The organism is Streptomyces sp. NBC_01351 (genome assembly GCF_036237315.1).
GTDB lineage: Bacteria > Actinomycetota > Actinomycetes > Streptomycetales > Streptomycetaceae > Streptomyces.
Window position 1 is genome coordinate 4,166,273 of the sequence record NZ_CP108356.1, and the last position, 26,586, is coordinate 4,192,858.

The following is a 26,586-nucleotide window of genomic DNA, read 5'->3' on the forward strand; positions in this document are numbered from 1 at the left end:
TCGACTGCCGAAGGGGCCCCCGCCCGCACGCATAGCGTCGGGCGCCGGCGCAGAAGTCGAATCCCCTTGTCTGGAGTGGTGAACGTGTTCCCGTTGTCATTCGCGCAGCAGCGCCTGTGGTTCTTCAACCGGCTGGAGGGCCCGAGCCCCACCTACAACGTGCCGGTGGTCGCGCGGATGACCGGTCCCCTCGACAGCCGCGCGCTGACGGCCGCCCTCCTCGACGTCGTCGAGCGCCACGAGTCGCTGCGCACCGTCTTCGGCGAGACCGACGGCGAGCCCCACCAGCGGGTTCTGCCCGCCGCCGAGACCGGTCTGGAGCTGGAGCTCGTCGCCTCCGACGAGGGGCGGCTCGACAAGCAGATCCGCGAGACCGTCGAGGAGCCCTTCGACCTCGACGGCGACCTCCCGGTCCGGGCCCGGCTGTTCGCCGTCGCCCCCGACGAGCACGTCCTCGCCCTCGTCATGCACCACGTCGTGTGCGACGGCTGGTCCATGACCCCGCTGCTGCGGGACCTCGGCGCCGCCTACGCCGCCCGCGCCGCCGGCGGCGCCCCCGACTGGGAGCCGCTGCCCGTCCAGTACACCGACTACACCCTCTGGCAGCGCGACCTGCTCGGCTCCGAGAGCGACCCGGCGAGCCTCCTCAACGCGCAGCTCGCGCACTGGCGGGAGGCCCTCGCCGACCTCCCCGAGGAGCTCGACCTGCCCTACGACCGGGTCCGCCCGGCCGTCGCCACCTACCAGGGCGCGGAGATCGCCTTCGACGTGCCGGCCGGCACCCACGCGGGCCTGCTGGAGATCGCCCGCGCCACCGGGAGCACCCCGTACATGGTGGTGCAGGCGGCCGTCGCCGGCCTGCTGTCCCGGCTCGGCGCCGGTACCGACATCCCGATCGGCACCCCGGTCGCCGGCCGCACCGACCAGGCCCTCGACGACCTCGTCGGCTTCTTCGTCAACACCCAGGTGCTGCGCACCGACCTGAGCGGCGACCCCGACTTCACCGAGCTGGTCCGCCGGGTCCGCGAGACCGGCCTGGACGCCTTCACCCACCAGGACGTCCCCTTCGAGCGGATCGTCGAGGAGCTCAACCCCGTCCGCTCCCGGGCCAAGCACCCCCTCTTCCAGATCGGCATCGACCTGCACGCCGGCGAGCTCACCCTGGACCTGACCGGCCTGGAGACCCGCGTAGAGCTGCTGAAGACGGCCGTCGCCAAGTTCGACCTGTCGTTCTCGCTGTGGGAGCGGACCTCCGCCGACGGCGCCCCGGCCGGCTTCGCGGGCGCCCTCGAGTACGCCACCGAACTCTTCGACGAGGCCACCGCCGCCTCTCTGGTGGAACGTTTCACCCGGTTCCTCGACGCGGTCGTCACGGCCCCCGACCGGACGCTCTCCGACATCGACGTCCTCGCCCCGCGCGAGCGCGAGCTGCTGACCGCCTGGACCGAGACCGGGCACGAGCTCCCCGAGAAGACCGTCACCACCATCTTCCAGGAGCGGGCCGCCGCCACCCCCGACGCCACCGCGCTGGTGGCCGGCACGACGAGCCTGACCTTCGCCGAACTCAACACCCGGGTCAACCGGCTCGCCCACCACCTGATCGCCCGCGGCGTCCGCGCCGACCGGCTGGTGGCCGTCGCCCTGCCCCGCACCGCCGACGCCGTCGTGGCCTGGCTCGCGGTCGGCAAGGCCGGCGGCGTCTACACCCCCATCGATCCGCAGAACCCCGACGAGCGGATCACCGGCATCCTCGCCGACGCCCGCCCCGCAGTCCTCGTCACCACCGACGAGACCGTCGCCCGGCTCGGCGGCCCCGCCGGCCTCCCCGCCCTCGTCACCGACCTCGACCCGGCCGGGCTCCCGGACCACGACCCGACCGACACCGACCGGGCCGTCCCGCTCCTCCTCGACCACGCCGCCTACGTCATCTACACCTCGGGCTCCACCGGCCGCCCCAAGGGCGTCACCGTCCTGCACCGGGCGCTGACCAACCTGTGGACCTTCCACACCGGCGTCACCTTCCCGTCCCCCACCGGCGACGCGGACCGCCGCCGGGTCGCCCTCTCCGCCTCCCTCTCCTTCGACACCTCGTGGGAAGGCGTGCTGGCGATGATCGCCGGCCACGAGCTGCACCTGCTCGACGAGCACACCCGCCGCGACCCGGCCCACATGGTGGCCTACCTGCGCCGGCACCACGTCGACCAGCTCGACGTCACCCCCAGCTACGCCCAGCAGCTCCTCGCCGAGGGCCTGCTGACCGGCGAGCACGTCCCCGCCACCCTGATGCTCGGCGGCGAGGCCGTGCCGGAGCCGCTCTGGCAGGAACTGCGCCGCGCGCCCCGCACCCGGGTCTTCAACTACTACGGCCCCAGCGAGTTCTGCGTCGAGGCGTCCGGCTGCGCCCTGCCCGACCACGACGCCTCCACCATCGGACGGCCCGTCCACAACACCCGCGTCCACGTCCTCGACGAGCACCTCAACCCCGTCCCGCCCGGCGTCCTCGGCGAGCTGTACCTCGCCGGCGCCAACCTGGGCCGCGGCTACATCGGCCGCCCCGGCACCACCGCCTCCCGGTTCGTCGCCAACCCCTTCGGCGCCCCCGGCGAACTCATGTACCGCAGCGGCGACATGGCCCGCTGGACCCCCGAGGGCTTCCTCCTCTTCTCCGGCCGCTCCGACGACCAGGTCAAACTGCGCGGCTTCCGGATCGAGCCCGCCGAGATCCAGACCGTGATCCGGGCCCGCGAGGAGATCGTCGACGCCGCCGTGATCGTCCGCGAGGACACCCCCGGCGACAAGCGGCTCGTCGCCTACGTCGTCCCCGCCAAGGGCGCCGACCTCGACGTCACCGCCCTGCGGACCGCCCTCGGCGCCGTCCTGCCCGACTACATGGTCCCGGCCGCGTTCGTCCCGATGGAGAACCTGCCGCTGACCCGCAACGCCAAGCTGGACCGGCGCGCCCTGCCCGTCCCCGACTACGGCTCCGTCTCCGCCGGCCGCGCCCCGCGCACCAAGCGGGAACTCGAAGTCGCGGAACTCTTCGCCGAGACCCTCAAGATCGACACGGTCTCGCTCGACGACAACTTCTTCGAACTCGGCGGCCACTCGCTGCTCGCCACCCGTCTGGTCAACCGGATCCGGACGGTCCTCGGCGTCGAGGTCAACCTGCTGAAGCTGTTCGGCGACCCGACCGTGGCCGGCGTCGTCGCGAGCCTCCAGGAGCAGGGAACGGCCGACGGCGCCGCCCGTCCCCGACTGGTCCGCCGGCCGTCCTGACCGTCCGGCGCGACGGCCGGACCCGTCCGATCCGGCCGATCGCCGGTTGATCCCCGTAGAGAGTCGAGTGGTAGTGGTGAGCGAGAGCACGAGCGAATTCCCGGTGTCGTACGCCCAGCGCGGGCTGTGGTTCCTCAACCGGCTGGACCCCACCAGCGCCGCGTACAACGTGCCGGTGCTGGTCCGACTGGACGGCCCACTGGACGCCCCCGCCCTGGAAGCGGCCCTCGCCGACGTGCGCGAGCGGCACGAGCCGCTGCGCACCGTCCTCGGCGAGCGCGACGGCGAGCCCTGCCAGCGGGTGCTGTCCGTCCACGGCAGCGGCTTCGTGTTCAAGCACCTCGACACCGACCCGGAGCGCGCCGAAGGGCTGCTCCGGGAGCTCGCCGAGCAGCCCTTCGACCTCGACGGGGACCTCCCGGTGCGCGCCTTCCTGGTGCGCACCGGGCCGGAGGCCCACGTCCTGGCCCTCGTCATGCACCACGTCGTGTGCGACGGCTGGTCCTTCGCCCCGCTGCTGCGGGACCTCGCCGCCGCCTACGACGCCCGCCACGCCGGCCGCGCCCCCGACTGGGAGCCGCTGCCCGTCCGCTACTCCGACTACACCCTGTGGCAGCGCGACCTCCTCGCCGACGGCGACGACCCGAACGGCCTGCTCGCCGCCCAGCTCGGCTACTGGCGCGACGCCCTCGCCGGCGTCCCCGAGGAGCTGGCGCTGCCCACCGACCGGGTCCGGCCCCCCGTGGCGAGCGGCCGCGGCGCCGTCGTCACCCGGACCATCGCCCCCGAACTCCACACCGGACTGCGGGCCATCGCCCGGCAGAGCCGCGGCACCCTCTTCACCGTCGCCCAGGCCGCCGTCGCCGCCCTGCTCCACCGACTCGGCTCGGGCACCGACATCCCGCTCGGCACCGCCGTCGCCGGCCGCACCGACGAGGCCCTCGACGACCTCGTCGGCATGTTCGTCAACACCCAGGTGCTGCGCGCCGACCTCTCCGGCGACCCCACCTTCCTCGACCTGGCCCAGCGGGTCACCGACGTCGGCTTCAGCGCCCTCGCCCACCAGGAACTGCCCTTCGACCGGATCGTCGAGGAGCTCAACCCCGTCCGCTCCCGGGCCCGGCACCCGCTCTTCCAGGTAGCCGTCGAACTCCACGACGGCGACGAGTCACCGCTGCGCCTGACCGGCCTCACCGCCACCGTCGACGTCGTCCAGACCTCCACCGCCAAATTCGACCTGGCCTGGGACTTCGTGGAGACGAGCGGCGCCGACGGCCGCCCCGGCTCCCTCACCCTCCACCTGAGCCACGCCACCGACCTGTTCGACCGGGAGACCGCCGAGGACCTCGCCACCCGCCTGGTCCTGCTGCTCGGCGCCGTCGTCACCGACCCCCTCCGCCCCGTCTCCGGCATCCCCCTCGTGGACGACGCCGAACGGCGGGCCCTCCTCGCCGACTTCCGGCCCCCGCACCCCGACCTGGAGCACGGCGTCGTGGAACGGATCCGCGCCCACGCCACCGCCCGCCCGGACGCCGTGGCCGTCGTCGACGGCTCCGGCCCCACCGACTACCGGACCCTCGTAGGCCGCGCGAGCCGGCTCACCCGCACCCTCGCCGACGCCGGGGTCACCGGCGGCACCATCGTGCCCGTCCTCGCACGGCGCGGCGCCCCCGTCATCGCCGGCTTCCTCGGCATCACCGCCGCCGGCGGCGTCTACCTGCCGCTCGACCCCAAGGCCCCGGCCGCCCGCACCCTCGCCCTGCTCGACGACGCCGACTGCCGTCACCTGCTGGCCGACGCGGCCCACGCCGACGCCGCCCGCGCCCTGGCCGAGGCCGCCGACCGGCCGATCCGCGTCCTGGTCATCGGCGAGGAGGCCGACGCCCCGGACGACCTCGCCCCCGTCTCCGGCGGACCCGACGACCCCGCCTACGTCATCTTCACCTCCGGCTCCACCGGCAAGCCCAAGGGCGCCCTCGTGCAGCGTCGGGGCATGGTCAACAACCTGCTCGCCGAGGCCGAGGCCATGGGCATCGACGGCCCGCTGACCGTCACCTCCACCGCCCCCCTCACCTTCGACATCTCCGTCTGGCAGATGTTCGTCCCGCTGATCTTCGGCGGCACCGTCCGTGCCCTGCCCGACGAGACCGTCCGCGACCCCCGGGCCCTGTTCCGGCTCGTCGCCGACGAGCGCGTCGACGTCACCCAGGTCGTCCCCAGCCTGCTGCACGCGGCCCTCGACGAGTGGGACCACACCGGCGAGAGCCCCGCCCTCGCGCTGCGCTGCCTGGCCGTGACCGGGGAGGCCCTCCCGGCCGACCTGTGCCACCGCTGGGCCGCCCTCCACCCGGCGATCCCGCTGGTCAACTGCTACGGGCCCACCGAGTGCTCGGACGACGTCACCCAGGCCGTGATCACCGCCGACAACCTGCCCACCGACTCCCGCACCCCCATCGGCCGGCCCGTCCGCGGCAGCCGCCTCCTCGTCCTCGACGACCGGCTCGCCCTGACCCCCACCGGCATCCCCGGCGAGCTGTGGATCGGCGGGATCGTCGTAGGCGGCGGCTACCTCGGCGACCCCCGGCGAACCGCCGCCACGTTCGTCGCCGACCCGTGGGCGCAGGAGCCCGGCACCCGGATGTACCGCACCGGCGACCTCGTCCGGCGCCGCCGCGACGGCCAACTCGAGTACCTCGGCCGCCGGGACCACCAGGTCAAGGTGCGCGGCCACCGGATCGAACCCGGCGAGATCGAGCACGCCCTGCGGGCCCTGCCCGGCGTGCGCGCCGCCGCCGTGATCGTGCGCGAGGACACCCCGGGCGACAAGCGGCTGGTGGGCTACGTGGTGCCCGCCGCCGACGGCCCCGCCGACCACCCGACCCTCCGCGCGGAACTCGGCCGCACCCTGCCCGAGTACATGGTGCCCGCCGCGTTCGTCACCCTCGACGCCCTGCCGCTGACCCCCAACGGCAAGCTCGACCGGCGCGGCCTGCCGGTGCCCGACCTCACCGCCCTGTCCACCGGCCGCCCCCCGGCCACCGACCGCGAAAAGACCGTGGCCGCCCTCTTCGCCGACCTCCTCGGCGTCCCCGAGGTCTCCCTCGACGACGACTTCTTCGCCTTCGGCGGCCACTCCCTGATGGCCACCCGGCTCGTCGTCCGGCTCCGCTCCGCCCTCGGCCTCGACGTGCCGATCCGCCTGGTCTTCGAGGCGCCGACCGTCGCCGGACTGCTCGCCGCCCTCGACCGCGACGTGCCCGCCACCGCCACCGCCCGCCCCCGACTCGGCCGCCGCCGGCCCCAGGGGTGACCCCGCCGATGACCACCACGACGACCGCCACCGCGGCCCCCACCGCGATCCCCGCCGAAACCCCCGCCGAGACCGAGGCGGAGACCGCGGACATCTTCCCCGCCTCCTTCGCCCAACAGCGGCTCTGGTTCCTCAACCGGCTGGAGGGCCCCAACACCTCCTACAGCGTGCAGGTCCTGATCCGGCTCGACGGCGTACTCGACGAACCCGCCCTCGCCGCCGCCCTCACCGACCTCGTGGAGCGGCACGAGAGCCTGCGCACCGTCCTCGGCGAGGCCGGCGGCATCCCCCACCAGCGGATCCTCACCACCGCCGGATCCGGCATCGCGCTCCGCCCGCTGCCCGCCGAACAGCTGCCCGCCGAGTTCGCACGGCCCTTCGACCTCGACGCCGACGTGCCGCTGCGCCCCTTCCTCGTCCGGGAGGCCGCCGAGCGGCACCTGCTCGCCCTGGTCATGCACCACGTCGTCTGCGACGGCTGGTCGATGACCCCGCTGCTGCGGGACCTGTCCGCCGCCTACGACGCCCGCCACGCCGGCCGCGCCCCCGACTGGGAGCCGCTGCCGGTCCAGTACGCCGACTACGCGCTCTGGCAGCGCGACCTGCTCGGCTCCGAGGACGACCCCGACTCCCTCGCGAACCGGCAGCTCGCCCACTGGCGCGAGGCCCTCGCCGGACTCCCCGGCGAACTGGCCCTGCCCTACGACCGGGTCCGCCCGGCCGCCCCCCGGCACGGCGGCGGCGTCCTCGACTTCACGATCCCCGCCGAACTGCACACGGGCCTCTACGAGATCACCCGCCGCACCGGCGCCTCCCTCTTCATGGTCCTCCAGGCGGCCCTCGCCGCCCTGCTCCACCGACTCGGCGCCGGCACCGACATCCCGCTCGGAACCGCCGTCGCCGGCCGCACCGACGAGGCCCTCGACGACCTCGTCGGCATGTTCGTCAACACCCTGGTGCTGCGCGCCGACCTCTCCGGCGACCCCACCTTCCTCGAACTCGTCGAACGCGTCCGCGTGACCAGCCTGGCCGCCTACGACCACCAGGACCTGCCCTTCGAACGGCTCGTCGAGGCCCTCAACCCGCCCCGCGTCCGCTCCCGGCACCCCCTCTTCCAGGTCATCGTCAAACTGCACAACGGCGACGAGATCGAGGCCGAGGTCCCGATGACCGGGCTCACCACCACCCTCCTGCCCGTCGACACCGACACGGCCCGCTTCGACCTGGCCTGGGACTTCGTGGAGACCGCCGCCCCCGAACGCGGCGGCACCCTCACCGCCCACCTCAGCCACGCCACCGACCTCTTCGACCACGAGACCGCCGAACGCCTGCGGGACCGGCTCCTGCGGCTGCTGACCAACGCCGCCGAGCACCCCGAGCTCCCCGTCACCCGGATCCCGCTCGCCACCGACGAGGAACGGGGCGCGCTCCCGGCCCGCCCCGACACCCCCGCCGTCATCGACGACGTGGACGCCACCACCGACCACGCCCGCCCGGTGGCCCGCGCCGACACCACCGGCCCCGTCCCCGGCGGCCGCCCCCCGGCCACCCGCCGCGAACGCCTCCTCTGCTCCCTCTACGAGGAGGTCCTCGACACCCCGGGGATCGGCCTCGACGACGACTTCTTCGCCCTCGGCGGCCACTCGCTGCTCGCCATCCCGCTGATCGGGCGCGTCAACGCCGCCTTCGGGCTGGACATCGGCGTCTGCACGGTCTTCGAGTGCCCGACCGTCGACGAGATGAACGCGCTGCTCGACCGGGCCTTCGCGGAACGCGACATGGACCCCGACGCCTGGGAGCGCACCGCCGCCCCGGCCCCCTCGCACGTGACAGGAGACGCACGATGACCCCCGAGATCGACGCCCACTTCGACCGGATCAAGGCCGAGCACGGCCACGACGCCCTCGCCCGGGTCGAGGAGATGATGGAGCCCCGCCGCCGCAGCGAGCAGCGCCACCCCCTCCAGCAGGCCGCGAAATGGGTGCTGCCCGGCATCCCCCAGACCCCGTGGCACGACCCCTACGCCTACCCCGAAATGCTCCCGCTGGTCCGCGCCCTGGAGGAGAACCACCCGCGCATCAAGGCCGAGCAGGAGCAGGCGTGGGAGGAGCGCCGCGCGAGCTTCTCCGACTACGAGCACTACCTCGTCCGGCAGCGGAACTGGCAGGCCCTCTACCTCTACCGGGGCGGCGCCCTCGTCACCGAGTCCGAGTCGGTCGCCCCGACCGCCTACCGCGTCCTCAAGGAGCACGCCGTCGACACCGGGCTGATCTGCCCGCTCCTCGAATCGCACTTCTCGACACTGCTGCCCGGCGCCGCCATCAAGCCGCACTGCGACCTGTGGAACTTCAGCATCAACCTCCACCTCGCCATCGACATCCCCGAGGGCGCCCGGATACGGGTGGCCGAGGAGACCCGCCGCTGGGAGGAGGGCCGGACCCTGCTCTTCGACTACTCCTTCGAGCACGAGGCGTGGAACGACGGCGACCGCACCCGCACCTGCCTGCTGGCCGACCTGTGGCACCCGGACACCACCCTGCCCGAGCGCGAGGCCCTCACCCTCCTGATGACCGAGATCCAGAAGATGATGGCCGGCTGACCGGACCCGCCCCACCCCTCCACCCGCCTTCCCGCCCCCGCCCCCACCCCACCCCCCTCAGGAGATCCCCATGTCGGTCCTCAACCCGGCCCGATCCGTCCTCGGCCACGTCGACCTCGCCGACCCCGCCTTCTACGCCACCCACGGCTACGAGCGGGTCTTCCGCCACCTGCGCGACCACGAGCCGCTGTGGTGGAACCCCGAAGGCGCCGAGCCCGGCTTCTGGTCCGTGACGCGCTACGAGGACTGCATGGCGATCCAGAAGGACAGCGTCACCTTCGCCTCCACCGGCACCAACACCCTCGGCCCGCAGCGCTGGACCGGCGACGACGGCTCCGGCCGGATGCTCACCCACACCGACGGGGCCCGGCACGGCGAACTCCGCCGCATGGTCAACAAGTCGTTCACCCCGCGCGCCATCGCCAAGCTGGAGCCCTACCTCCGCTCGCTCATCGCCGACTCCCTCGACGAGGCCCTGGAGAAGGGCGAGGTCAACTTCGTCGACACCGTCGCGCTGCTCCCCGTCGCCTCGATCGCCGCCCTGCTCGGCGTCCCCCAGGAGGACTGGTCGCTGCTGCTGGAGCTCACCACCGCCGCCTTCGGATCCGCCGACCAGGACCTCCAGAAGGCCCCCAGCGCCCGCGCCAGCGCCGCCCTGGCCCACGCCCAACTCCTGCTGTACTGCCAGGACCTGATGGACCAGCGCCGCACCTCGCCCCGCGACGACATCGTCACCCGCCTGGTGGAGGCCCAGAACGCCGGGCAGCTCACCGAGGAAGACGCGATGCTCTTCTTCGACCTGCTCCTGCTCGGCGGTAACGAGACCACCCGGCACGGCGCCGTCGGAGCGCTCCTCGCCTTCATCGACCACCCCGACCAGTGGGAACGGCTGCGCGCCGACCGCTCCCTGCTCGACCCGGCGGTCGAGGAGGTGCTGCGCTACGTCTCACCCAGCAAGCACGTGCTCCGCCGGGCCGAACGGGACGTGGAACTCCACGGCCAGGTCATCAAGGCCGGGCAGGACGTCGCGATCTGGCACTTCGCCGCCAACCGCGACGGCCGCGTCTTCGACGCCCCCGACACCTTCGACATCGGCCGCGCCCACAACCCCCACCTCGCGCTGGGCTCCGGCCCGCACTTCTGCCTGGGTGCCGCCCTCGCCACGATGGAGCTGCGGCTCTTCCTCGACGAGCTCTGCAACCGGGTCGGCTCCGCCGAGCTGATCGAGCCCCCGGCGCGCCTCGCTTCCACCGTCATCAGCGGGTTCAAGCACCTCCGGGTACGGCTGACCGCCGCATGACCGTACCGCTCCACCCGAATCGATCCGTCCGCTCAGTTAGGTGATCCAGTGACACAACAACAGGTCCGTCCGGTGGAGACGGACGAGACCCCCGACGGGGCCGCGCCCGAGAACGACGCCCGGCCCACCTCGCTGTGGCGCAGCCGGAACTTCCTGCTGCTCCTGAGCGGCCAGAGCGCCGCCGAGCTGGGCTCCCGGATATCGGGCGTGGCCGTGCCGCTGCTCGCCGCGAGCGTCCTGAACGCGAGCGTCTTCCAGATCTCGCTGCTGACCTTCCTCGCCTGGCTGCCCTACCTGATCTTCTCCCTGCCCGCCGGCATCCTCGCCGACCGGCTCGACCAGCGCCGGCTGATGATCGGCTGCGACCTCGGCCGGATGGTGCTGATGGGCTCGCTGCCCATCGTCGCCATGGTCTGGGACCTGCGCCTGTGGTACCTCTACACGGTCGTCGGCCTGTCCGGCGTACTCACCGTGCTCTTCAAGGTCGCCTACCAGGCACAGCTGCCCCGCCTCGTCGACGCCGACCAACTCGTGGACGGCAACGCGAAACTGGTGATGAGCCAGGACACCGCCGAGCTCATCGGTCCCACCCTCGGCGGCCTGCTGATCGGCCTGATCGGCGCCACCAAGACCTTCTTCACCAACGCGACCGCCTTCCTGATCAGCGCGATCACCCTGTGGCTGATCCGCGAGGAGCCGCGCCCGAAGGGGGCCGACGAGGCCGAGGAGGAGCAGGAGGAAAAGCTCCCGCTCCGCGTCGAGACCCTCGAAGGCATCGCCTTCATCCGCCGCCAGCCCATCCTGCGCAAGATCCTGGCCTGCACCACCACCTCGAACTTCTTCGTGATGGCGAGCACCTCCATCGAGGTCACCTTCCTCCTGCGCGAATTGGGCGCCTCCTCCTGGACGGTCGGCCTGGTCTTCAGCATCAGCGCCGTGGGCGGCCTGGCGATCGGCGCGTTCACCAACCGGATCTCCCGCCGGCTCGGCACCGCCCGCGTGATCTGGATGGCCATGGCCATCCCGGGCCCGCTCTACCTGCTGATGCCGCTCGCCCCGACCGGCGCCTGGGGCATCGTGCTGTACGGCCTCGGCCTGGCCGCCTTCTCGGCCAACGCCGTCCTGTACAACGTGGCCGCCACCTCCTACCAGCAGCGGATCACCCCGACCCGGATGATGGGGCGCGTCAACGCCGCGTTCCTGTGGATCTGTTACGGCGTCATCCCGCTGGGCGCGCTCACCGGCGGTCTGCTCGGCAGCCAGCTCGGCCTGCGGCCCGCCATGTGGATCTGCGTCCTGGGCACGTGGAGCGCCGCCCTGTGGGTGGTCTTCTCGCCACTGCGGCGCATGCGCGACCTGCCGGACGATTCCGCCGACGCGGATTCCTCCGCAGCGGATTCCGTTTCCAAGGATTCGGTTTCGGCGTAATCGTTCACACCCCCGACGGGCGGTGGGCACGGGAATTCATTCCCATGCCCACCGCCCGTTCTGTCTGCCCTGACCAGGGCAGACGCCCAGCCGGGGCCGGGCGTGAAACTGCCGCAGAAGTACCGCAGAGCTGCCCGTCGGCATGCCGCTCGACGGAATGGGAGGCCATTAGTCTCCGAGGGAAAATCCGGCCCGAATCCCGGAATTCCCTTCCCGACTCCCGAAACGGAACCTGACATGGCGAACCCGTTCGACAACGAAGACGGCACCTTCCTGGTTCTCGTGAACGACGAGAACCAGCACTCCCTGTGGCCCGAGAACAGCGCCGTGCCGGCGGGCTGGGCCACCTCCTTCGGCCCCGACACCCGGCAGCACTGCCTCGACCACGTCGAGGCGAACTGGACCGACCTGCGCCCGGCGAGCCTGGTGCGGCACGAGCTGGCGGCCCGATGAGCACCGAAACCATCGCGGAACCGCTGCTGCTGTTCCAGCGGGCCCGAGTCACCTCCCGTGACCAGGCCACCTTCCTGCTCAAGCTGGCCGTCGTCGTGGTGCTGTTCGCCGCCGGCACCGCCTTCGTCCTCACCGGCGCCCCGTGGGGCATCGCGGCGGGCGTCGTCGTCCTCGGCGCGCTGTACACGCACATGGTGGAGCTCCAGCACCAGTGCCTGCACCACTCGGCGTTCCTGAAGTCGAACCGGCACCGGGCCGTCGGCGTGCTCCTCGGCACCCCGCTCTTCGTCTCCTACAGCCACTACCGGGTGCGCCACCTCCAGCACCACCGCTACCTCGGCACCGACCAGGACTCCGAGTTCTTCGGCTTCGACACCCGCCAGCCGCTGACCCTCAAGACGCTGCTGCGCGGCGTCTTCGACTACGGGCGCCTGGCGGCCGTAGCGGTGGACTGCTGGAAGAGCTGGCGCGGCACCTGGCAGTACGACGGCGGGCAGATATCGGAGCGGATCCGCAAGGACAGCATGAACGAGCACCGCTTCATCAGCCTGGTCGTGCTGGCAGCCGCCGGCGCGGCCGTCGCGGGGTACGCGGAGCTGGTGCTGTGGCTGTGGGTGGCGCCGATGCTGCTGGTGTCCGTTCCGCTGCACTTCCTCGTCGAGCTGCCCGAGCACATCCGCTGCGACAACGACACCACCGACGTACTGCGCAACACCCGCTCGATCAGCGGGAGCTGGTTCAGCACCTGGTACACCAACGGCAACAACCTGCACGTGGAGCACCACGCGGCCATGACCGTCCCGATCAACCGCCTGCACGAACGCCACGACGAGGTGAAGCGGTTCGCCAAGTTCGTGGAGCACAGCTACTGGGAGTTCTACGGCCAGGTGCTCCGCGAGGTGCTCGGCCGGGGCCGGTCGGGCGTCGAGATCGAGACGCCGGCCCATCGCACCCGCTGACCCGTCACGGGAAGAGACCGAGGAAGGAGACCGACGATGCCGTACACCGGTGACGTACCCCCCGGCGGCCCGGGGCTGGTGAGCGCATGAGCAGGGCGGCGAGCGGCGCGTCCGCGTCGGAACTGCGGGACCGCTGGGTCCGTCGCTTCCACCCGTCCACGGGCACGGGGCGCACCCTCATCTGCTTCCCGCACGCGGGCGGGTCCGCCGGCTACTGGTATCCGCTGGCGCAGACCCTGGCCCCCACCGCGGAGGTACTGGTCGTCCAGTACCCGGGGCGGGCGGACCGGTTGGGGGAGGAGGCACTGACCTCGATCGAGGAGTTGGCGGACGCGGCCTACGAGGCCCTTCGGCCCTGGCTGGCCGGCCGGCCCGTGTTCTTCGGCCACAGCATGGGCGCCATCGTCGCGTTCGAGGTGGCCCGGCGGATGGAGCGGGAGACCGGGCGGTCCCCGGACCGGATCGTCGCCTCGGCGACCGGTGCCCCCTCGGACCGGGTCGACGAGGGGATCCGCTTCCTCGACGACGAGGCCGTGCTGGCGGCCGTCATGGACCTCGGCGGCACCGACCTGGCCTTCGCCGACCAGACGGAGCTGGTCGAGCTGCTGCTCCCGGCGATCCGGGGCGACCTGGAGGCCATCGAGAACTACCGGGCCGGTCCGGAGGCGGTGGTGGCGTGCCCGATCACCGTCTTCACCGGGGAAACGGACCCCAAGGTCCGCCCCGCGCACGCCGATGCCTGGCGCCGCCACACCCTGGCGGCCTGGGACCTCCAGGTGTTCGCGGGGGACCACTTCTACTTCACGGCCGAGCCGGAACTCTTCGCCGACCGCCTGACGGCGGTGCTGGAAAGGTCCCGCCCGACGCCCTGACCAGCCGCGGGAGAGGCGGACGCTACGTGTTGGCCATGTCCACGAACCGCGAGTAGTGGCCCTGGAAGGCCACGGTGATGGTGGCCGTGGGGCCGTTACGGTGCTTCGCCACGATCAGGTCCGCCTCACCCGCACGCGGGGACTCCTTCTCGTACGCGTCCTCGCGGTGCAGCAGGATCACCATGTCGGCGTCCTGCTCGATGGAGCCCGATTCACGCAGGTCGGAGACCATCGGCTTCTTGTCGGTGCGCTGCTCGGGACCACGGTTCAGCTGGGACAGCGCGATCACGGGGACCTCCAGCTCCTTCGCCAGCAGCTTCAGGTTTCGGGACATGTCCGAGACCTCCTGCTGGCGGCTCTCGGGCCGTCGCGAACCGCCCGACTGCATCAGCTGGAGGTAGTCGATGACCACGAGCGAGAGGTCGCTGCGCTGCTTGAGCCGGCGGCACTTGGCCCGGATCTCCATCATCGACAGGTTGGGGGAGTCGTCGATGTAGAGCGGGGCGGCGGAGACGTCCGGCATCCGGCGGGCCAGTCTGGTCCAGTCGTCGTCCGTCATCGTGCCCGAACGCATGTGGTGCAGGGCCACCCGCGCCTCCGCCGAGAGCAAGCGCATAGCGATCTCGTTGCGCCCCATTTCGAGGGAGAAGATCACGCTCGGCAGGTTGGCCTTGATGGAGCAGGCGCGGGCGAAGTCCAGCGCCAGGGTGGACTTACCCATGGCGGGACGCGCGGCGATGACGATCATCTGGCCGGGGTGCAGGCCGTTGGTGAGCGAGTCGAGGTCCGTGAAGCCCGTCGGAACACCCGACATCTGGCCGCTGCGGGACCCGATCGCCTCGATCTCGTCGAGCGCGCCCTCCATGATGTCGCCCAGCGGCAGGTAGTCCTCGGAGGTCCGCTGCTCGGTGACGGCGTAGATCTCGGCCTGGGCGCTGTTGACGATCTCGTCGACGTCGCCGTCCGCCGCGTATCCCATCTGCGTGATCTTCGTACCGGCGGCGACCAGCCGGCGCAGTACGGCACGCTCGTGGACGATCTCCGCGTAGTACTCGGCGTTCGCCGCCGTCGGCACGGACTGCACCAGCGTGTGCAGGTACGAGGCCCCGCCGACCTTGCTGATCTCCCCGCGCCGGGTGAGCTCGGCGCCGACCGTGATCGGGTCGGCCGGCTCGCCCTTGGCGTACAGGTCGAGGATGGCCTGGTAGATCGTCTCGTGGGAGGGCCGGTAGAAGTCGTGGCCCTTGATGACCTCGACGACGTCGGCGATGGCGTCCTTCGACAGCAGCATGCCGCCGAGCACCGACTGCTCGGCGTCGAGGTCCTGCGGGGGGACGCGCTCGAAGCCGCCGCCACCGCCGCCACCGCTGCCGCCGCCGTCCCAGGAGCCGCCGTCGCGGCCCCGGTCCTGCTGGTCGTCCCCGCGGCCGCGGCCTTCACCGCCACGGCGGGAACGGGCGGGCAGACGGTCCCCCGGACCGCTGTCGGCCCAAGGGTCGTCCATGGGCTCGGGCATGCTCACCGGGCCGCCTCCTCCCGTCCGCAGAGCGGACCTCGCCGTGCCATTCTTTCTACGTCACGGCTCTGACATTTGGGGCACCCGAATCGGCTGTCGGCGAGTCGGGCAACGCACCACGGTAGGGCCGGGAGCGGCGTCAGCCAATCTTGTTATCCACAGGGTGTGTGGATGAGATGTGGACGACGGCGCCAATGCTGTGGGTAAGTCCCCGGAAGCTGTGCACGGACCGGGGGACGACGCTGTGGACAAAATCACCTGACCCACCCCCACACCCCACCTGACCTGCAAATTCTCCCGCCGTGAGCACTCCGGGAGAAAAATCTTGGCCACTGTCTCAAGATCGCCACCAATGAGGCACGGGGAACGCCCTGGTCGACGCCGCAGTAAGGACCCATTGGCCCTTGCGTCTATTACCTGTGGAAGATTAGATTGAGCGCATGACACAGGCCCCCGCAGCACCGAAGGCCGCACCGAGACGGCACGACCGGGAGATCTTCGCCCTCGCCGTCCCCGCCTTCGGCGCACTCGTTGCCGAGCCCCTCTTCCTGCTGGCCGACAGCGCCATCGTGGGGCACCTCGGCACACCCCAGCTGGCCGGCCTCGGCATCGCCGCCGCCCTCCTCACCACCGCGGTGAGCATCTTCGTCTTCCTCGCCTACGCCACCACCGCGGCCGTCGCCCGCCGGGTCGGCGCCGGCGACCTCCCGGCCGCGATCCGACAGGGCATGGACGGCATCTGGCTCGCCCTCCTGCTCGGCATCGGTGTCATCGCCGTGGTCCTGCCCGCGGCCCCCTGGCTCGTCTCCCTCTTCGGGGCCTCCGACACCGTCGCCCCGTACGCGGTGACCTACTTGCGGATATCCGCCGTGGGCATCCCGGCCATGCTCATGGTCCTCGCCGCCACCGGCGTCCTCCGCGGCCTCCAGGACACCCGCACCCCGCTCTACGTCGCCATCGGCGGCTTCACCCTCAACGCCGGCCTGAACGCCGCCCTCGTCTACGGCGCCGGACTCGGCATCGCCGGCTCCGCCTGGGGCACGGTCATCGCCCAGTGCGCCATGGCCGCCGCCTACCTCGTCGTGGTCGTACGCGGCGCCCGCAGGCACGGCGCCTCCCTGCGCCCCGACGCCGCGGGCATCCGGGCCTGCGCACAGGCCGGGGCACCGCTGCTCGTCCGCACCCTGTCCCTGCGCGCCATCCTGTTGATCGCGACCGCGGTGGCCGCCCGGCTCGGCGACGCCGACATCGCCGCCCACCAGATCCTGCTCTCCCTGTGGACCCTGCTGGCGTTCGCTCTGGACGCCATCGCCATCGCCGGACAGGCGATCATCGGCCGCTACCTGGGCGCGGGCGACACCGACGGCGCCAAGGCCGTCTGCCGCCGCATGGTGCAGTGGGGGATCGGCTCCGGCATCGTGCTCGGACTGCTGGTCGTCCTGGCCCGCCCCCTGCTGATCCCGCTCTTCACCAGCGATCCGGCGGTGGAGGGCGCCATCCTGCCCGCCCTGCTCGTCGTGGCCGTCTCCCAGCCCGTCTGCGGCGTGGTCTTCGTCCTCGACGGCGTCCTGATGGGCGCCGGCGACGGCCGCTACCTGGCCTGGGCCATGCTGCTGACGCTCGCCCTGTTCATCCCGGCCGCCCTGCTCGTCCCGGCCCTCGGCGGCGGCCTGACGGCCCTGTGGTGGGCCCTGACGCTGATGATGCTGGTCCGCATGGCCACCCTCCAGCTGCGCGCCCGCTCGGGCCGCTGGCTGGTCGCCGGCGCCACGCGGTAGGTGGTAGTAGGCGATGTTTCACGTGAAACATGGGGCTACCGTCATGTTTCACGTGAAACATGACGAAGGGCCGCACCCCAGTGGGGTGCGGCCCTTCGCTTCGCTGCCCTTAGGCGGCGATGACCTCGATGCCCACGTTCGCGGCCACGTCGGCGTGCAGACGCACGGAGACCTGGTACGAACCGAGGGTCTTGATCGGGGAGCCCAGCTCGACGCGGCGCTTGTCGACCTTCGGGCCACCCGAAGCCTCGATCGCCGTGGCGATGTCGGCCGGGGTCACGGAACCGAAGAGACGACCGGCGTCACCCGCGCGGGTGGCCAGACGGACCTTCACGCCCTCGAGCTTGGCCTTGACCTCGTTGGCCTGCTCGATGGTCGCGATCTCGTGGATCTTGCGGGCGCGGCGGATCTGCGCCACGTCCTTCTCGCCACCCTTGGTCCAGCGGATCGCGAAACCACGCGGGACCAGGTAGTTGCGAGCGTAACCGTCCTTGACGTCGACGACATCGCCGGCGGTGCCGAGGCCAGAGACCTCGTGGGTCAGGATGATCTTCATTAGTCGGTCACCCTTTCCTTATCGCGCGGTGGACGTGTAGGGCAGCAGCGCCATCTCACGGCTGTTCTTCACTGCCGTGGCGACGTCACGCTGGTGCTGCGTGCAGTTGCCGGTAACGCGGCGGGCACGGATCTTGCCACGGTCGGAAATGAACTTCCGCAGCATGTTCGTGTCCTTGTAGTCCACGTACGCGGTCTTGTCCTTGCAGAATGCGCAGACCTTCTTCTTAGGCTTGCGCACAGGCGGCTTCGCCATTGTGTCTCTCCTGTGTGATCAAGAAGTGGGGATGCGAGCTGCCCTAGAAGGGCGGCTCGTCCGAGTAGCCACCGCCGGAGCCGCCGGAGCTTCCGCCCCAACCGCCCCCGCCGCCGCCCTGCGCCTGCTGGCCACCGGCCGGCGCGCTGGACGCCCACGGGTCGTCGGAGGGAGCTCCGCCGCCCTGCGGCGCGCCGCCACCGGGGGCTCCGCCCCAGTTGCCGCCGCCGCCACCCTGCTGCTGCTGACCGCCGCCGCCGTATCCACCCTGGCCACCGCGACCGGTGGTCTTGGCGACCTTGGCCGTGGCGTTCTTCAGGCTGGGGCCGACTTCCTCGACGTCCAGCTCGTAGACCGTGCGCTTGACACCCTCACGGTCCTCGTACGACCGCTGCCTCAGCCGGCCCTGCACGATGACGCGCATGCCTCGCGTGAGGGACTCGGCGACGTTCTCAGCCGCCTGCCGCCACACCGAGCAGGTCAGGAACAGGCTCTCGCCGTCCTTCCACTCATTGGTCTGACGGTCGAAGGTGCGGGGGGTGGACGCGACACGGAACTTCGCGACCGCCGCACCCGAGGGGGTGAAGCGCAGCTCGGGGTCGTCGACGAGATTGCCGACGACCGTGATGACGGTCTCGCCTGCCATGGATGAACCTCTCGGCGGGGATTGCTGCTGGGCTGCTGTGCTACTCGATCCCGATTACCGCTGAACCGAAGTTCAGTGGGTCTCGGGGCGAAGGACCTTGGTCCGGAGAACCGACTCGTTCAGGTTCAGCTGTCGGTCAAGCTCCTTGACGACCGCAGGCTCGGCCTGAAGGTCGATGACCGAGTAGATGCCCTCGGGCTTCTTCTTGATCTCGTAAGCGAGACGACGACGGCCCCAGGTGTCGACCTTCTCGACCTTTCCGTTGCCCTCACGGACGACAGAAAGGAAGTTCTCGATCAGCGGGGAGACAGCGCGCTCCTCGAGATCGGGGTCGAGGATGACCATCACTTCGTAGTGACGCATGTGGAACCCACCTCCTTTGGACTCAGCGGCCACGGTCGTTCCGTGGCAGGAGGGTCGTGATGCGTGCGCACGGTGTCCTAGAGCAGACACCGCGCAGCTGTACAGACTACCTGCTCGACTCCTTCCGGTTGAAATCCGGCGCCAGGGGGACACAATCTGTATCCATCGGGTGTGCTCGGTGCTATGCCTCCAGCTCCCGCCGGAGGCGGACACCGGCACCGCTCTGCCAAGCCAGGAGGTGCCTTCCGATGGCACAGGCCATGCGACACCAGTCCACGCCCCCTCCGATCTCCCTCTTGTCCACCGACGGCAAGCCCCATCCGCTGCAGGACACCCTGATGGCGGTCACGCTGGCCCTCGGAGCCGTGGCGTTCGTCACGGCGTTCTTCCACAACCTGCACCTGCTCACCTCGTGGGCAGGGTTGATCGGGATCCTGACCGGCGCATACGGACAGTTCATCTCCGCCACGACACGCGAGCGCTTCGCGCTGATCATCGGCCTTGGCGCGTCTGCCATCGGCTTTTTCATCGGCATGTTCCACGGCGGCCTCTTCGGCGGCTGACCGGGCTGACCGGGGAACCTCCGCGACGGGGCGCGGGCCGCACACCGGCCCGGGTCCCGGCCCGTCCCCCAGATGGGTGGCGCCCCCGTCGCAGTAGGCTTCGCGCCATAGCCAGCGAAGCCGCCGGAGGAGACACCCCGCATGAGCCTGTCCCTGAGCACCATCAGCCGAGAGCAGCATCTGGCCTATCTCCAGAGCCTGCCCTCGGCTAGCCACTGCCAGGTCCCGGCATGGGCCGACGTCAAGAACGAGTGGCGCTCGGAGAACCTCGGCTGGTTCGACAAGTCCGGTGAACTCGTCGGTGCCGCGCTCGTGTTGTACCGCCAGCTGCCCAAGGTGAAGCGGTACCTCGCGTACCTCCCCGAGGGCCCGGTCATCAACTGGTACGCCCCGAACCTGGACGAGTGGCTCCAGCCGATGCTGGCGCACCTCAAGCAGCAGGGCGCCTTCACCGTGAAGATGGGCCCGCCCGTCGTCATCCGCCGCTGGAACTCGACCGCCATCAAGGCCGGTATCCAGGACCCCGAGGTCAAGCGGCTGCGCGACGTGGAGGCCTCGCACATCGAGCCCCGCGCCTTCGAGGTGTCCGACAAGCTGCGCCGGATGGGCTGGCAGCAGGCCGAGGACGGCGGCGCCGGCTTCGGCGACGTCCAGCCCCGCTACGTCTTCCAGGTGCCGCTGGCCAACCGCTCGCTGGACGACGTCCTCAAGGGCTTCAACCAGCTGTGGCGCCGCAACATCAAGAAGGCCGAGAAGGCCGGCGTCGAGGTCGTCCAGGGCGGCTACGACGACCTGCCGACCTGGCAGCACCTGTACGAGATCACGGCCGAGCGCGACAAGTTCCGCCCGCGCCCGCTCAGCTACTTCCAGCGCCAGTGGACGGCCCTCAACTCCGAGGACCCCAACCGGATGCGGCTGTACATCGCCAAGCACGAGGGGGAGCCGCTGGCCGCCGCCACGATGCTCACCGTCGGCCAGCACGTCTGGTACTCGTACGGCGCCTCCGCCAACCACAAGCGCGAGGTCCGGCCGTCGAACGCGATGCAGTGGCGCATGCTGCGCGACTCGTACGCACTCGGCGCCAGCGTCTACGACCTGCGCGGCATTTCTGACACGCTGGACGAGAACGACCACCTGTTCGGGCTGATCCAGTTCAAGGTCGGCACGGGCGGCGAGGCCGTCGAGTACGTCGGCGAGTGGGACTTCCCGCTCAACAAGGTCCTGCACAAGGCGCTCGACATCTACATGTCGCGCCGCTGACCCCACCCCCACCCCATACGAGAGGCTCCGGACGGGCATGGCGCTCACGCTCTACGTCGACACCGCGCGCTGGCGTGCGCACCAGAAGCAGGTCCAGGACCAGTTCCCCGGAATGGTCCCGGTCTGCAAGGGCAACGGCTACGGCTTCGGCCACGAGCGGCTGTGCGATGAGGCGACCCGGATGGGCGCCGACATCCTCGCCGTCGGCACCACCTACGAGGCCGCGAGCATCAAGGACTGGTTCGGTGGCGACCTGCTCGTCCTGACCCCCTTCCGGCGGGGCGAGGACCCGGTGCCGCTGCCGGACCGGGTCATCCGCTCGGTGGCCTCGCTGGACGGCGTCCGCGGCCTGGTCGGCGCCCGGGTGGTCATCGAGTGCATGAGCTCGATGCGCCGCCACGGCATCTCCGAGCAGGACCTGGGCCAGCTGCACTCCGCGATCGAGGACGTCCGGCTGGAGGGCTTCGCCCTGCACCTGCCGCTGGACCGCCCGGACGGCTCGGACGCCGTCGAGGAGGTCATCGGCTGGATGGACCGGCTGCGCGCGGCCCGGCTGCCGCTGCACACCATGTTCGTCAGCCACCTGCGGGCCGAGGAACTGGCGCGGCTGCAGCAGCAGTTCCCGCAGACCCGCTTCCGGGCCCGGATCGGCACCCGCCTGTGGCTGGGCGACCACGAGGCCACGGAGTACCGGGGCTCGGTCCTGGACGTCACGCGCGTCGCCAAGGGCGACCGGTTCGGCTACCGCCAGCAGAAGGCCGCCTCCGACGGCTGGCTGGTCGTGGTCGCCGGCGGTACCTCGCACGGAGTGGGCCTGGAGGCCCCCAAGGCGCTCCACGGCGTGATGCCGCGCGCCAAGGGCGTCGCCCGGGCCGGTCTGGCCACGGTCAACCGGAACCTGTCGCCCTTCGTGTGGGCGGGCAAGCAGCGCTGGTTCGCGGAGCCTCCGCACATGCAGGTGTCGATCCTGTTCGTGCCCTCGGACACGGACGAGCCGAAGGTCGGCGACGAGCTCGTGGCGCACCTGCGCCACACCACCACGCAGTTCGACCGGGTGCTCGACGCCTGAGCCGGGCCGCGGCCCCGCGTCCGCGGCCCGTCCCGCTCAGTCCTTGGGCCCCGTGCCCCAGTCGACCCGCTGTCCCTCCGAGGGCGCCGCGTACCGCGGCGCCCTCGCCGCGTCCGACAGCACGAACACGTCCTGCGCCCCGTCCAGGACACCGCCCGAGGGGTCGTCCGCACCGTCCCTGCGTACGACGTCGCGCTCGGGCATCAGGATGTCGCGGACCACGACGGCGCACAGGTACAGGGTGCACAGCAGGTGGGCGGCGATCGCCAGCTGGTAGCCCTCCACGGGCAGGCCCTGGTGCTTGTCCCCGCTGGTGGTGTAGGCGAGGTAGAACCAGATCCCGAGGAAGTAGACGACCTCGCCGGCCTGCCAGATCAGGAAGTCCCTCCAGCGGGGCCGGGCCAGCGCGGCGAGCGGGATGAGCCACAGCACGTACTGCGGCGAGTAGACCTTGTTGGCCAGGATGAAGGCGGCCACGACGAGGAAGGCCAGCTGGGCGAAGCGGGGGCGCCTGGGGGCGGTCAGGGTCAGCAGTCCGATGGCCCCGCACATCAGGAGCGTCAGCCCGGTCGCGTACGTGTTGGCGCCGTCGAGGGGGTTGCCGGAGCGCTGGGAGATCAGCAGCCACACGGAGCCGAAGTCGATCGGCCGCTCCTGGCTGAAGGTGTAGAACTTCGACCAGCCGTCCCGGGCGAAGATCATGACCGGCAGGTTCACCACGAGCCAGGCGCCGGCCGCGGCCAGGGTCGCGGCGCCGAATTCCCGCCACTTCCCGGCCCGCCAGCACAGCACGAAGAGCACCCCGAGCAGCAGGACGGGGTAGAGCTTGGCCGCGGTGGCCAGGCCGATGAAGACGCCGAAGAGCACCGCACGGCCGCGGGACCACATGAGCATCCCGGCGGCGGTCAGGGCGATGGCCAGCAGGTCCCAGTTGATCGTCGCGGTGAGCGCGAAGGCCGGAGCGAGGGCGAAGAGCAGGGCGTCCCAGGGACGGCGGCGGTGGGTGCGGGCCACGCAGACGGCGATGACGGCGGCGCAGGCCATGAGCATGCCCGCGTTGACCATCCAGTACATCTGCTCGCGGTGCTGGATGGAGCCGGTGCCCGGGGTCAGCCAGGAGGCGACCTCCATGAAGAGTCCGGTGAGCACCGGGTACTCCAGGAACTCCATGTCGCCGGGGAGCCGGTCGAAGTAGGGCGTCAGGTTGTCGGCGAAGCCGCGTGCCGCGAAGAGGTGCGGGATGTCGGAGTAGCAGGCGTGGGTGTACTGCGAGCTCGCCCCCTGGAACCACGCCCAGTTGTAGCAGGGCAGCTTCTGCACCATGCCGAGCGCGAACATGCCGATGGCGAGCAGGACCACGACCCGGACCGGCGCCAGCCAGTGCCCGCCGAGCCGTGCGTAGCGGCCGATCGGGCCGCCGATGAACTCACTTCCGGCTGCGGCGACCTCGTCCTGCTGGGTGGGCAGTACGGGACGGTCCTCGTGCACCTTCGTCATGGGGGTCATCCTGCCGTACCGGGCCGGACATGGGGGAAGGCCGTCGCACCGGGTGCGACGGCCTTCCTCGGTCCACGTTGCGTGCGACGGGCGGGGCCCGTCACTGGGGCTCTGTGAGCGTCCCCGTGGTGGAGCCGCCGGGGCGGCCGGGTTTGTCGGTGTTGGAGGGCGACGGCGAGCCGCCCGATCCGCCGTCGGCGCCGCCGATGAGCCCGCCCGAGGTCGTGCCGGTGGAGGTCCCGCTCGAGGGTTCCGGGTCGCAGTACAGCTCCCACGGCTTGCAGGGCTTGCCGCTCCTGGAGGGCGAGGGACGGCCCGACGGCGTGTTCGACGGCTGCATCGACGGGGACGGCGACGGGGCCGGCGGGGCCGAGGGGGTGGGGGAGGGGGCTCCGGAGGCGTCCGCGGTGACGCCCACCTCATCGGCCTCGGGGAAGTCCGTCTTCGGGGTCCCCTTGACCGCCTCGAGCATGTACTCAGTCCAGATCTCGGCCGGGATGTCACCACCGTGGATGGAGGGGATGTCACCGACGCCCTTCATGGACTGCAGCGCCTTGTCCGCCGAATTCGGGTCGCTGCGGAAGAGGACGACGGAGGTGGACAGCTCCGGGGTGTAGCCGACGAACCACGCCGACTTGTTGAAGTCGGTGGTACCGGTCTTGCCCGCGGCGGGCCGGCCCAGCTTCTTCACCTTGGTGGCGGTGCCGTTCTGGACGACGTTCTCCAGGACCTTGGTGATGTTGTCCGCGATGGCGTTGTCCATGGCCCGCTCGGCCTTGGTCGGCTCGAAGCCGGCCAGCGGCTCGCCGTCCTTCTCGACCTTGGTCACGGAGAACGGCTCGTGGTGCGTGCCGGAGGCCGCGAAGGTGGCGTACGAATTGGCCATGCGGATGGCGCTGGGGGTGGAGGTACCGAGCGCGAAGGAGGCGTCGTTGTCCGGGGTCATCGAGTCCGGGCGCAGGCCCGTGGACTCGGCCACCTTGCGGACCTTGTCGTGGCCGACGTCGAAGACGAGCTGGGCGAACGGGACGTTGATGGACTTCTCCATCGCCTCGTTGAGGGTCACGTACCCGAAGGCGGTGGGGCTCTCGTTCTTCTGCTTGAACGGGGTGCCGTCCAGGCCGCGCAGCGGCCTGCCCTCACGGTTGTTGATCACCGTGAGGTCGTTGGCCTGGTACTTGCTGTCGGCCGAGATGCCCTTGCCGTTGGAGTTCTGGGTGCCGTACTGCATGGCCGCCGCGAGCACGTACGGCTTCCAGGTCGAGCCGACCGGGACACCGGTGGTGTTGGCGTTGTTGCTGAAGTACTTGTGGTCCCAGCCCGGACCGCCGTACAGGGCCACGAGCGCCCCGGTCTTGGCGTTCACCGAGGCCGCGCCGAACTGTACGAAGGTGTCGGTGTCGGGCCGCTTCTTCTCGTCGATGAGCCCGTTGCGGGTGTCCTCGACGGCCTTGGACAGTGCGTCGACCTTCGACTTCTCGAAAGTGGTCGTGATCTCGTACCCGCCCAGGGCCATCTGCTCGGCGGTGATGCCCTTGGTCTTCATCACGTACGCCTTGGCCGTGTCGACCAGGTAGCCGATCTGGCCGGTCATACCGCGGGCCTGCTCGGACTCGACGCGGGCGGGGAACTCCTTGTCGGTGTACTTCGCCCGCTCGGCCTTGTCCATCCGGCCCACCTCGACCTCGCGGTCCAGGACCCAGGTCCAGCGCTTGCGGGCGCGCTCCTCGTTGAGCTGGGGCGTGGCCGCGGCACCGATGCCACCGTCCGGGTTGTACAGGTTGGGGCCCTTGAGGACGGAGGCCAGGAAGGCGCACTCGGCCGGGTTCAGGTCCTTGCTGTCCTTGCCGAAGTAGGCGCGGGCGGCGGCCTGGATGCCGTAGGCGTCCCGCCCGTAGTAGGCGGTGTTGAGGTAGCCGGCGAGGACGACGTCCTTCTCCTCGGTGGTACCGAGCCTTATCGCGATGAAGAGCTCGGTGACCTTGCGCTTGATCGTCTGGTCGGAGTCCAGGTAGGTGTTCTTCACGTACTGCTGCGTGATGGTCGAGCCGCCCTGGGTGGAACCGCCCGTGGCCATGTTCCACACGGCTCGGGCGATGCCCATCGGGTCGACGCCCTTGTCCGTCTCGAAGGACTCGTTCTCCGCGGCGATCACCGCGTCCCTCATCGACCGGGGAATGCTGGAGATCGGCACGATCTGCCGGTTCATCGAACCGCCGGTGGCCACCATCTGGGTGCCGTCGGACCAGTTGAAGACGTTGTTCTGCGCCTGGGCGGCCTTGTTCGGGTCGGGCGTGTTCACCATGGCGATGCCGATGCCCGCGCCCGCGATGACGACCGCGAAGAAGCCCAGGCCCGTACCGCCGACGAGCTTCCAGGAGGGCAGGAAGCGCTTCCAGCCTTCCCGGTCCGACCTCGGGTAGTTGATCAGCCGCTTGTCGGGGCGGCCACTGCCGCGGGCGGCGGTGCCTGCGCTCCTGCCACGGCCCCCGGATCCTCTCTGGGCGGCCCGGCGCGCTTCCGAGCGGCTGCCGTGTGCGGAGGGTTCCGTATAGGGGCCGCTGGGTGACGCCGTGGGGACGTCACGTCCGGTCCCGGCGCCCCTGCCGGGGCGCTGCTGGGCGGCCCGGCGGGCCGCGGCCCGCCCACCACCTTGGGGCTGCGACGGTTTGCGGCGGTGCTCGCTCATCGAACGACTACTCCTCGGGCAGGCGAGTGGCCTGGACGCGGCAGATGAATTCCGGTTCCCCCGGTGTCATGGCGCACAGACTACGCACGCTCAAAACCCGACCAGTGCCGAAGTTCACCCCAAAACAGGCAACTCGCCTCGTACGAATTGGTGATGTGATGCCGGTCACCACGCCACCACTTGTCGACTGAGTCGCC

The 26,586-nt window shown here is 71.0% G+C and carries 20 protein-coding genes; 13 read left to right on the forward strand and 7 right to left on the reverse strand.

The window, feature by feature from the left end:
- Positions 1-84: 84 nt before the first annotated feature.
- From OG625_RS19120 to OG625_RS19160, 9 genes are all read left to right on the forward strand, one after another.
- Positions 85-3,276: a non-ribosomal peptide synthetase gene (locus tag OG625_RS19120; RefSeq protein ID WP_329382316.1), complete on the forward strand. Its 3,192-nt coding sequence runs from the start codon at positions 85-87 to the stop codon at positions 3,274-3,276.
- A 76-nt stretch (positions 3,277-3,352) separates the two neighbouring features.
- Positions 3,353-6,586: a non-ribosomal peptide synthetase gene (locus tag OG625_RS19125; protein WP_329382318.1), complete on the forward strand. Its 3,234-nt coding sequence runs from the start codon at positions 3,353-3,355 to the stop codon at positions 6,584-6,586.
- An 8-nt stretch (positions 6,587-6,594) separates the two neighbouring features.
- On the forward strand, positions 6,595-8,433 hold the full coding sequence (locus tag OG625_RS19130) for a condensation domain-containing protein (RefSeq protein WP_329382321.1): 1,839 nt from the start codon (positions 6,595-6,597) through the stop codon (positions 8,431-8,433).
- Complete coding sequence (locus OG625_RS19135; protein WP_329382323.1) at positions 8,430-9,185, forward strand: aspartyl/asparaginyl beta-hydroxylase domain-containing protein; 756 nt, start codon at positions 8,430-8,432, stop codon at positions 9,183-9,185. The genes OG625_RS19130 and OG625_RS19135 overlap by 4 nt, the downstream gene beginning before the upstream one ends.
- A 70-nt stretch (positions 9,186-9,255) precedes the next feature.
- Positions 9,256-10,485 carry a cytochrome P450 gene (locus OG625_RS19140; RefSeq protein WP_329382325.1) on the forward strand — a complete coding sequence of 410 codons (1,230 nt, stop codon included), beginning with the start codon at positions 9,256-9,258 and terminating at the stop codon, positions 10,483-10,485.
- 48 nt (positions 10,486-10,533) lie between these two features.
- Entirely contained in the window at positions 10,534-11,913 is a 1,380-nt protein-coding gene (locus tag OG625_RS19145) for an MFS transporter (protein WP_329382328.1), read from the forward strand.
- 237 nt (positions 11,914-12,150) lie between these two features.
- Positions 12,151-12,366 (forward strand): MbtH family protein, encoded by a 216-nt coding sequence (locus OG625_RS19150; protein WP_329382330.1) that lies wholly within the window; start codon positions 12,151-12,153, stop codon positions 12,364-12,366.
- Positions 12,363-13,325: a fatty acid desaturase family protein gene (locus tag OG625_RS19155; RefSeq protein ID WP_329382332.1), complete on the forward strand. Its 963-nt coding sequence runs from the start codon at positions 12,363-12,365 to the stop codon at positions 13,323-13,325. Before OG625_RS19150 ends, OG625_RS19155 begins: the two co-directional genes overlap by 4 nt.
- Before the next feature lie 86 nt (positions 13,326-13,411).
- Positions 13,412-14,197 carry a thioesterase II family protein gene (locus tag OG625_RS19160; protein ID WP_329382334.1) on the forward strand — a complete coding sequence of 262 codons (786 nt, stop codon included), beginning with the start codon at positions 13,412-13,414 and terminating at the stop codon, positions 14,195-14,197.
- Positions 14,198-14,219: 22 nt separating this feature from the next.
- On the opposite strand, the gene dnaB is transcribed toward OG625_RS19160, so the two are convergent.
- On the reverse strand, positions 14,220-15,713 hold the full coding sequence (dnaB, locus tag OG625_RS19165) for a replicative DNA helicase (protein WP_329390775.1): 1,494 nt from the start codon (positions 15,711-15,713) through the stop codon (positions 14,220-14,222).
- Between the two features lie 440 nt (positions 15,714-16,153).
- Between dnaB and OG625_RS19170 the strand changes: the two genes are divergently transcribed.
- Positions 16,154-17,491, forward strand: a complete 1,338-nt coding sequence (locus tag OG625_RS19170) for an MATE family efflux transporter (RefSeq protein WP_329382337.1) — start codon at positions 16,154-16,156, stop codon at positions 17,489-17,491.
- 109 nt (positions 17,492-17,600) lie between these two features.
- On the opposite strand, the gene rplI is transcribed toward OG625_RS19170, so the two are convergent.
- The 4 genes from rplI to rpsF form a co-directional block, all read right to left on the reverse strand.
- Positions 17,601-18,047 (reverse strand): 50S ribosomal protein L9, encoded by a 447-nt coding sequence (gene rplI / locus OG625_RS19175; RefSeq protein WP_329382340.1) that lies wholly within the window; start codon positions 18,045-18,047, stop codon positions 17,601-17,603.
- An 18-nt stretch (positions 18,048-18,065) separates the two neighbouring features.
- The gene (rpsR, locus tag OG625_RS19180; protein WP_005315025.1) at positions 18,066-18,302 is read right to left on the reverse strand and encodes a 30S ribosomal protein S18; all 237 of its coding nucleotides are present in this window, start codon (positions 18,300-18,302) and stop codon (positions 18,066-18,068) included.
- Between the two features lie 43 nt (positions 18,303-18,345).
- Positions 18,346-18,948 (reverse strand): single-stranded DNA-binding protein, encoded by a 603-nt coding sequence (locus OG625_RS19185; RefSeq protein ID WP_329382342.1) that lies wholly within the window; start codon positions 18,946-18,948, stop codon positions 18,346-18,348.
- A 72-nt stretch (positions 18,949-19,020) separates the two neighbouring features.
- Entirely contained in the window at positions 19,021-19,311 is a 291-nt protein-coding gene (gene rpsF / locus OG625_RS19190; protein WP_015034882.1) for a 30S ribosomal protein S6, read from the reverse strand.
- A gap of 248 nt (positions 19,312-19,559) precedes the next feature.
- Between rpsF and OG625_RS19195 the strand changes: the two genes are divergently transcribed.
- The 3 genes from OG625_RS19195 to OG625_RS19205 all read left to right on the forward strand — a co-directional run bounded on the left by OG625_RS19195 (position 19,560) and on the right by OG625_RS19205 (position 22,203).
- Positions 19,560-19,874 carry a hypothetical protein gene (locus tag OG625_RS19195; protein ID WP_329382344.1) on the forward strand — a complete coding sequence of 105 codons (315 nt, stop codon included), beginning with the start codon at positions 19,560-19,562 and terminating at the stop codon, positions 19,872-19,874.
- A gap of 141 nt (positions 19,875-20,015) precedes the next feature.
- On the forward strand, positions 20,016-21,134 hold the full coding sequence (locus tag OG625_RS19200) for a lipid II:glycine glycyltransferase FemX (RefSeq protein ID WP_329382346.1): 1,119 nt from the start codon (positions 20,016-20,018) through the stop codon (positions 21,132-21,134).
- Positions 21,135-21,171: 37 nt separating this feature from the next.
- Positions 21,172-22,203 carry an alanine racemase gene (locus tag OG625_RS19205; RefSeq protein WP_329382348.1) on the forward strand — a complete coding sequence of 344 codons (1,032 nt, stop codon included), beginning with the start codon at positions 21,172-21,174 and terminating at the stop codon, positions 22,201-22,203.
- Positions 22,204-22,239: 36 nt separating this feature from the next.
- On the opposite strand, the gene OG625_RS19210 is transcribed toward OG625_RS19205, so the two are convergent.
- Together OG625_RS19210 and OG625_RS19215 are read right to left on the reverse strand one after the other, a co-directional pair.
- Entirely contained in the window at positions 22,240-23,700 is a 1,461-nt protein-coding gene (locus OG625_RS19210; RefSeq protein ID WP_329382350.1) for a glycosyltransferase family 87 protein, read from the reverse strand.
- 100 nt (positions 23,701-23,800) lie between these two features.
- Entirely contained in the window at positions 23,801-26,389 is a 2,589-nt protein-coding gene (locus tag OG625_RS19215) for a transglycosylase domain-containing protein (RefSeq protein WP_329382352.1), read from the reverse strand.
- Positions 26,390-26,586 lie beyond the last annotated feature (197 nt).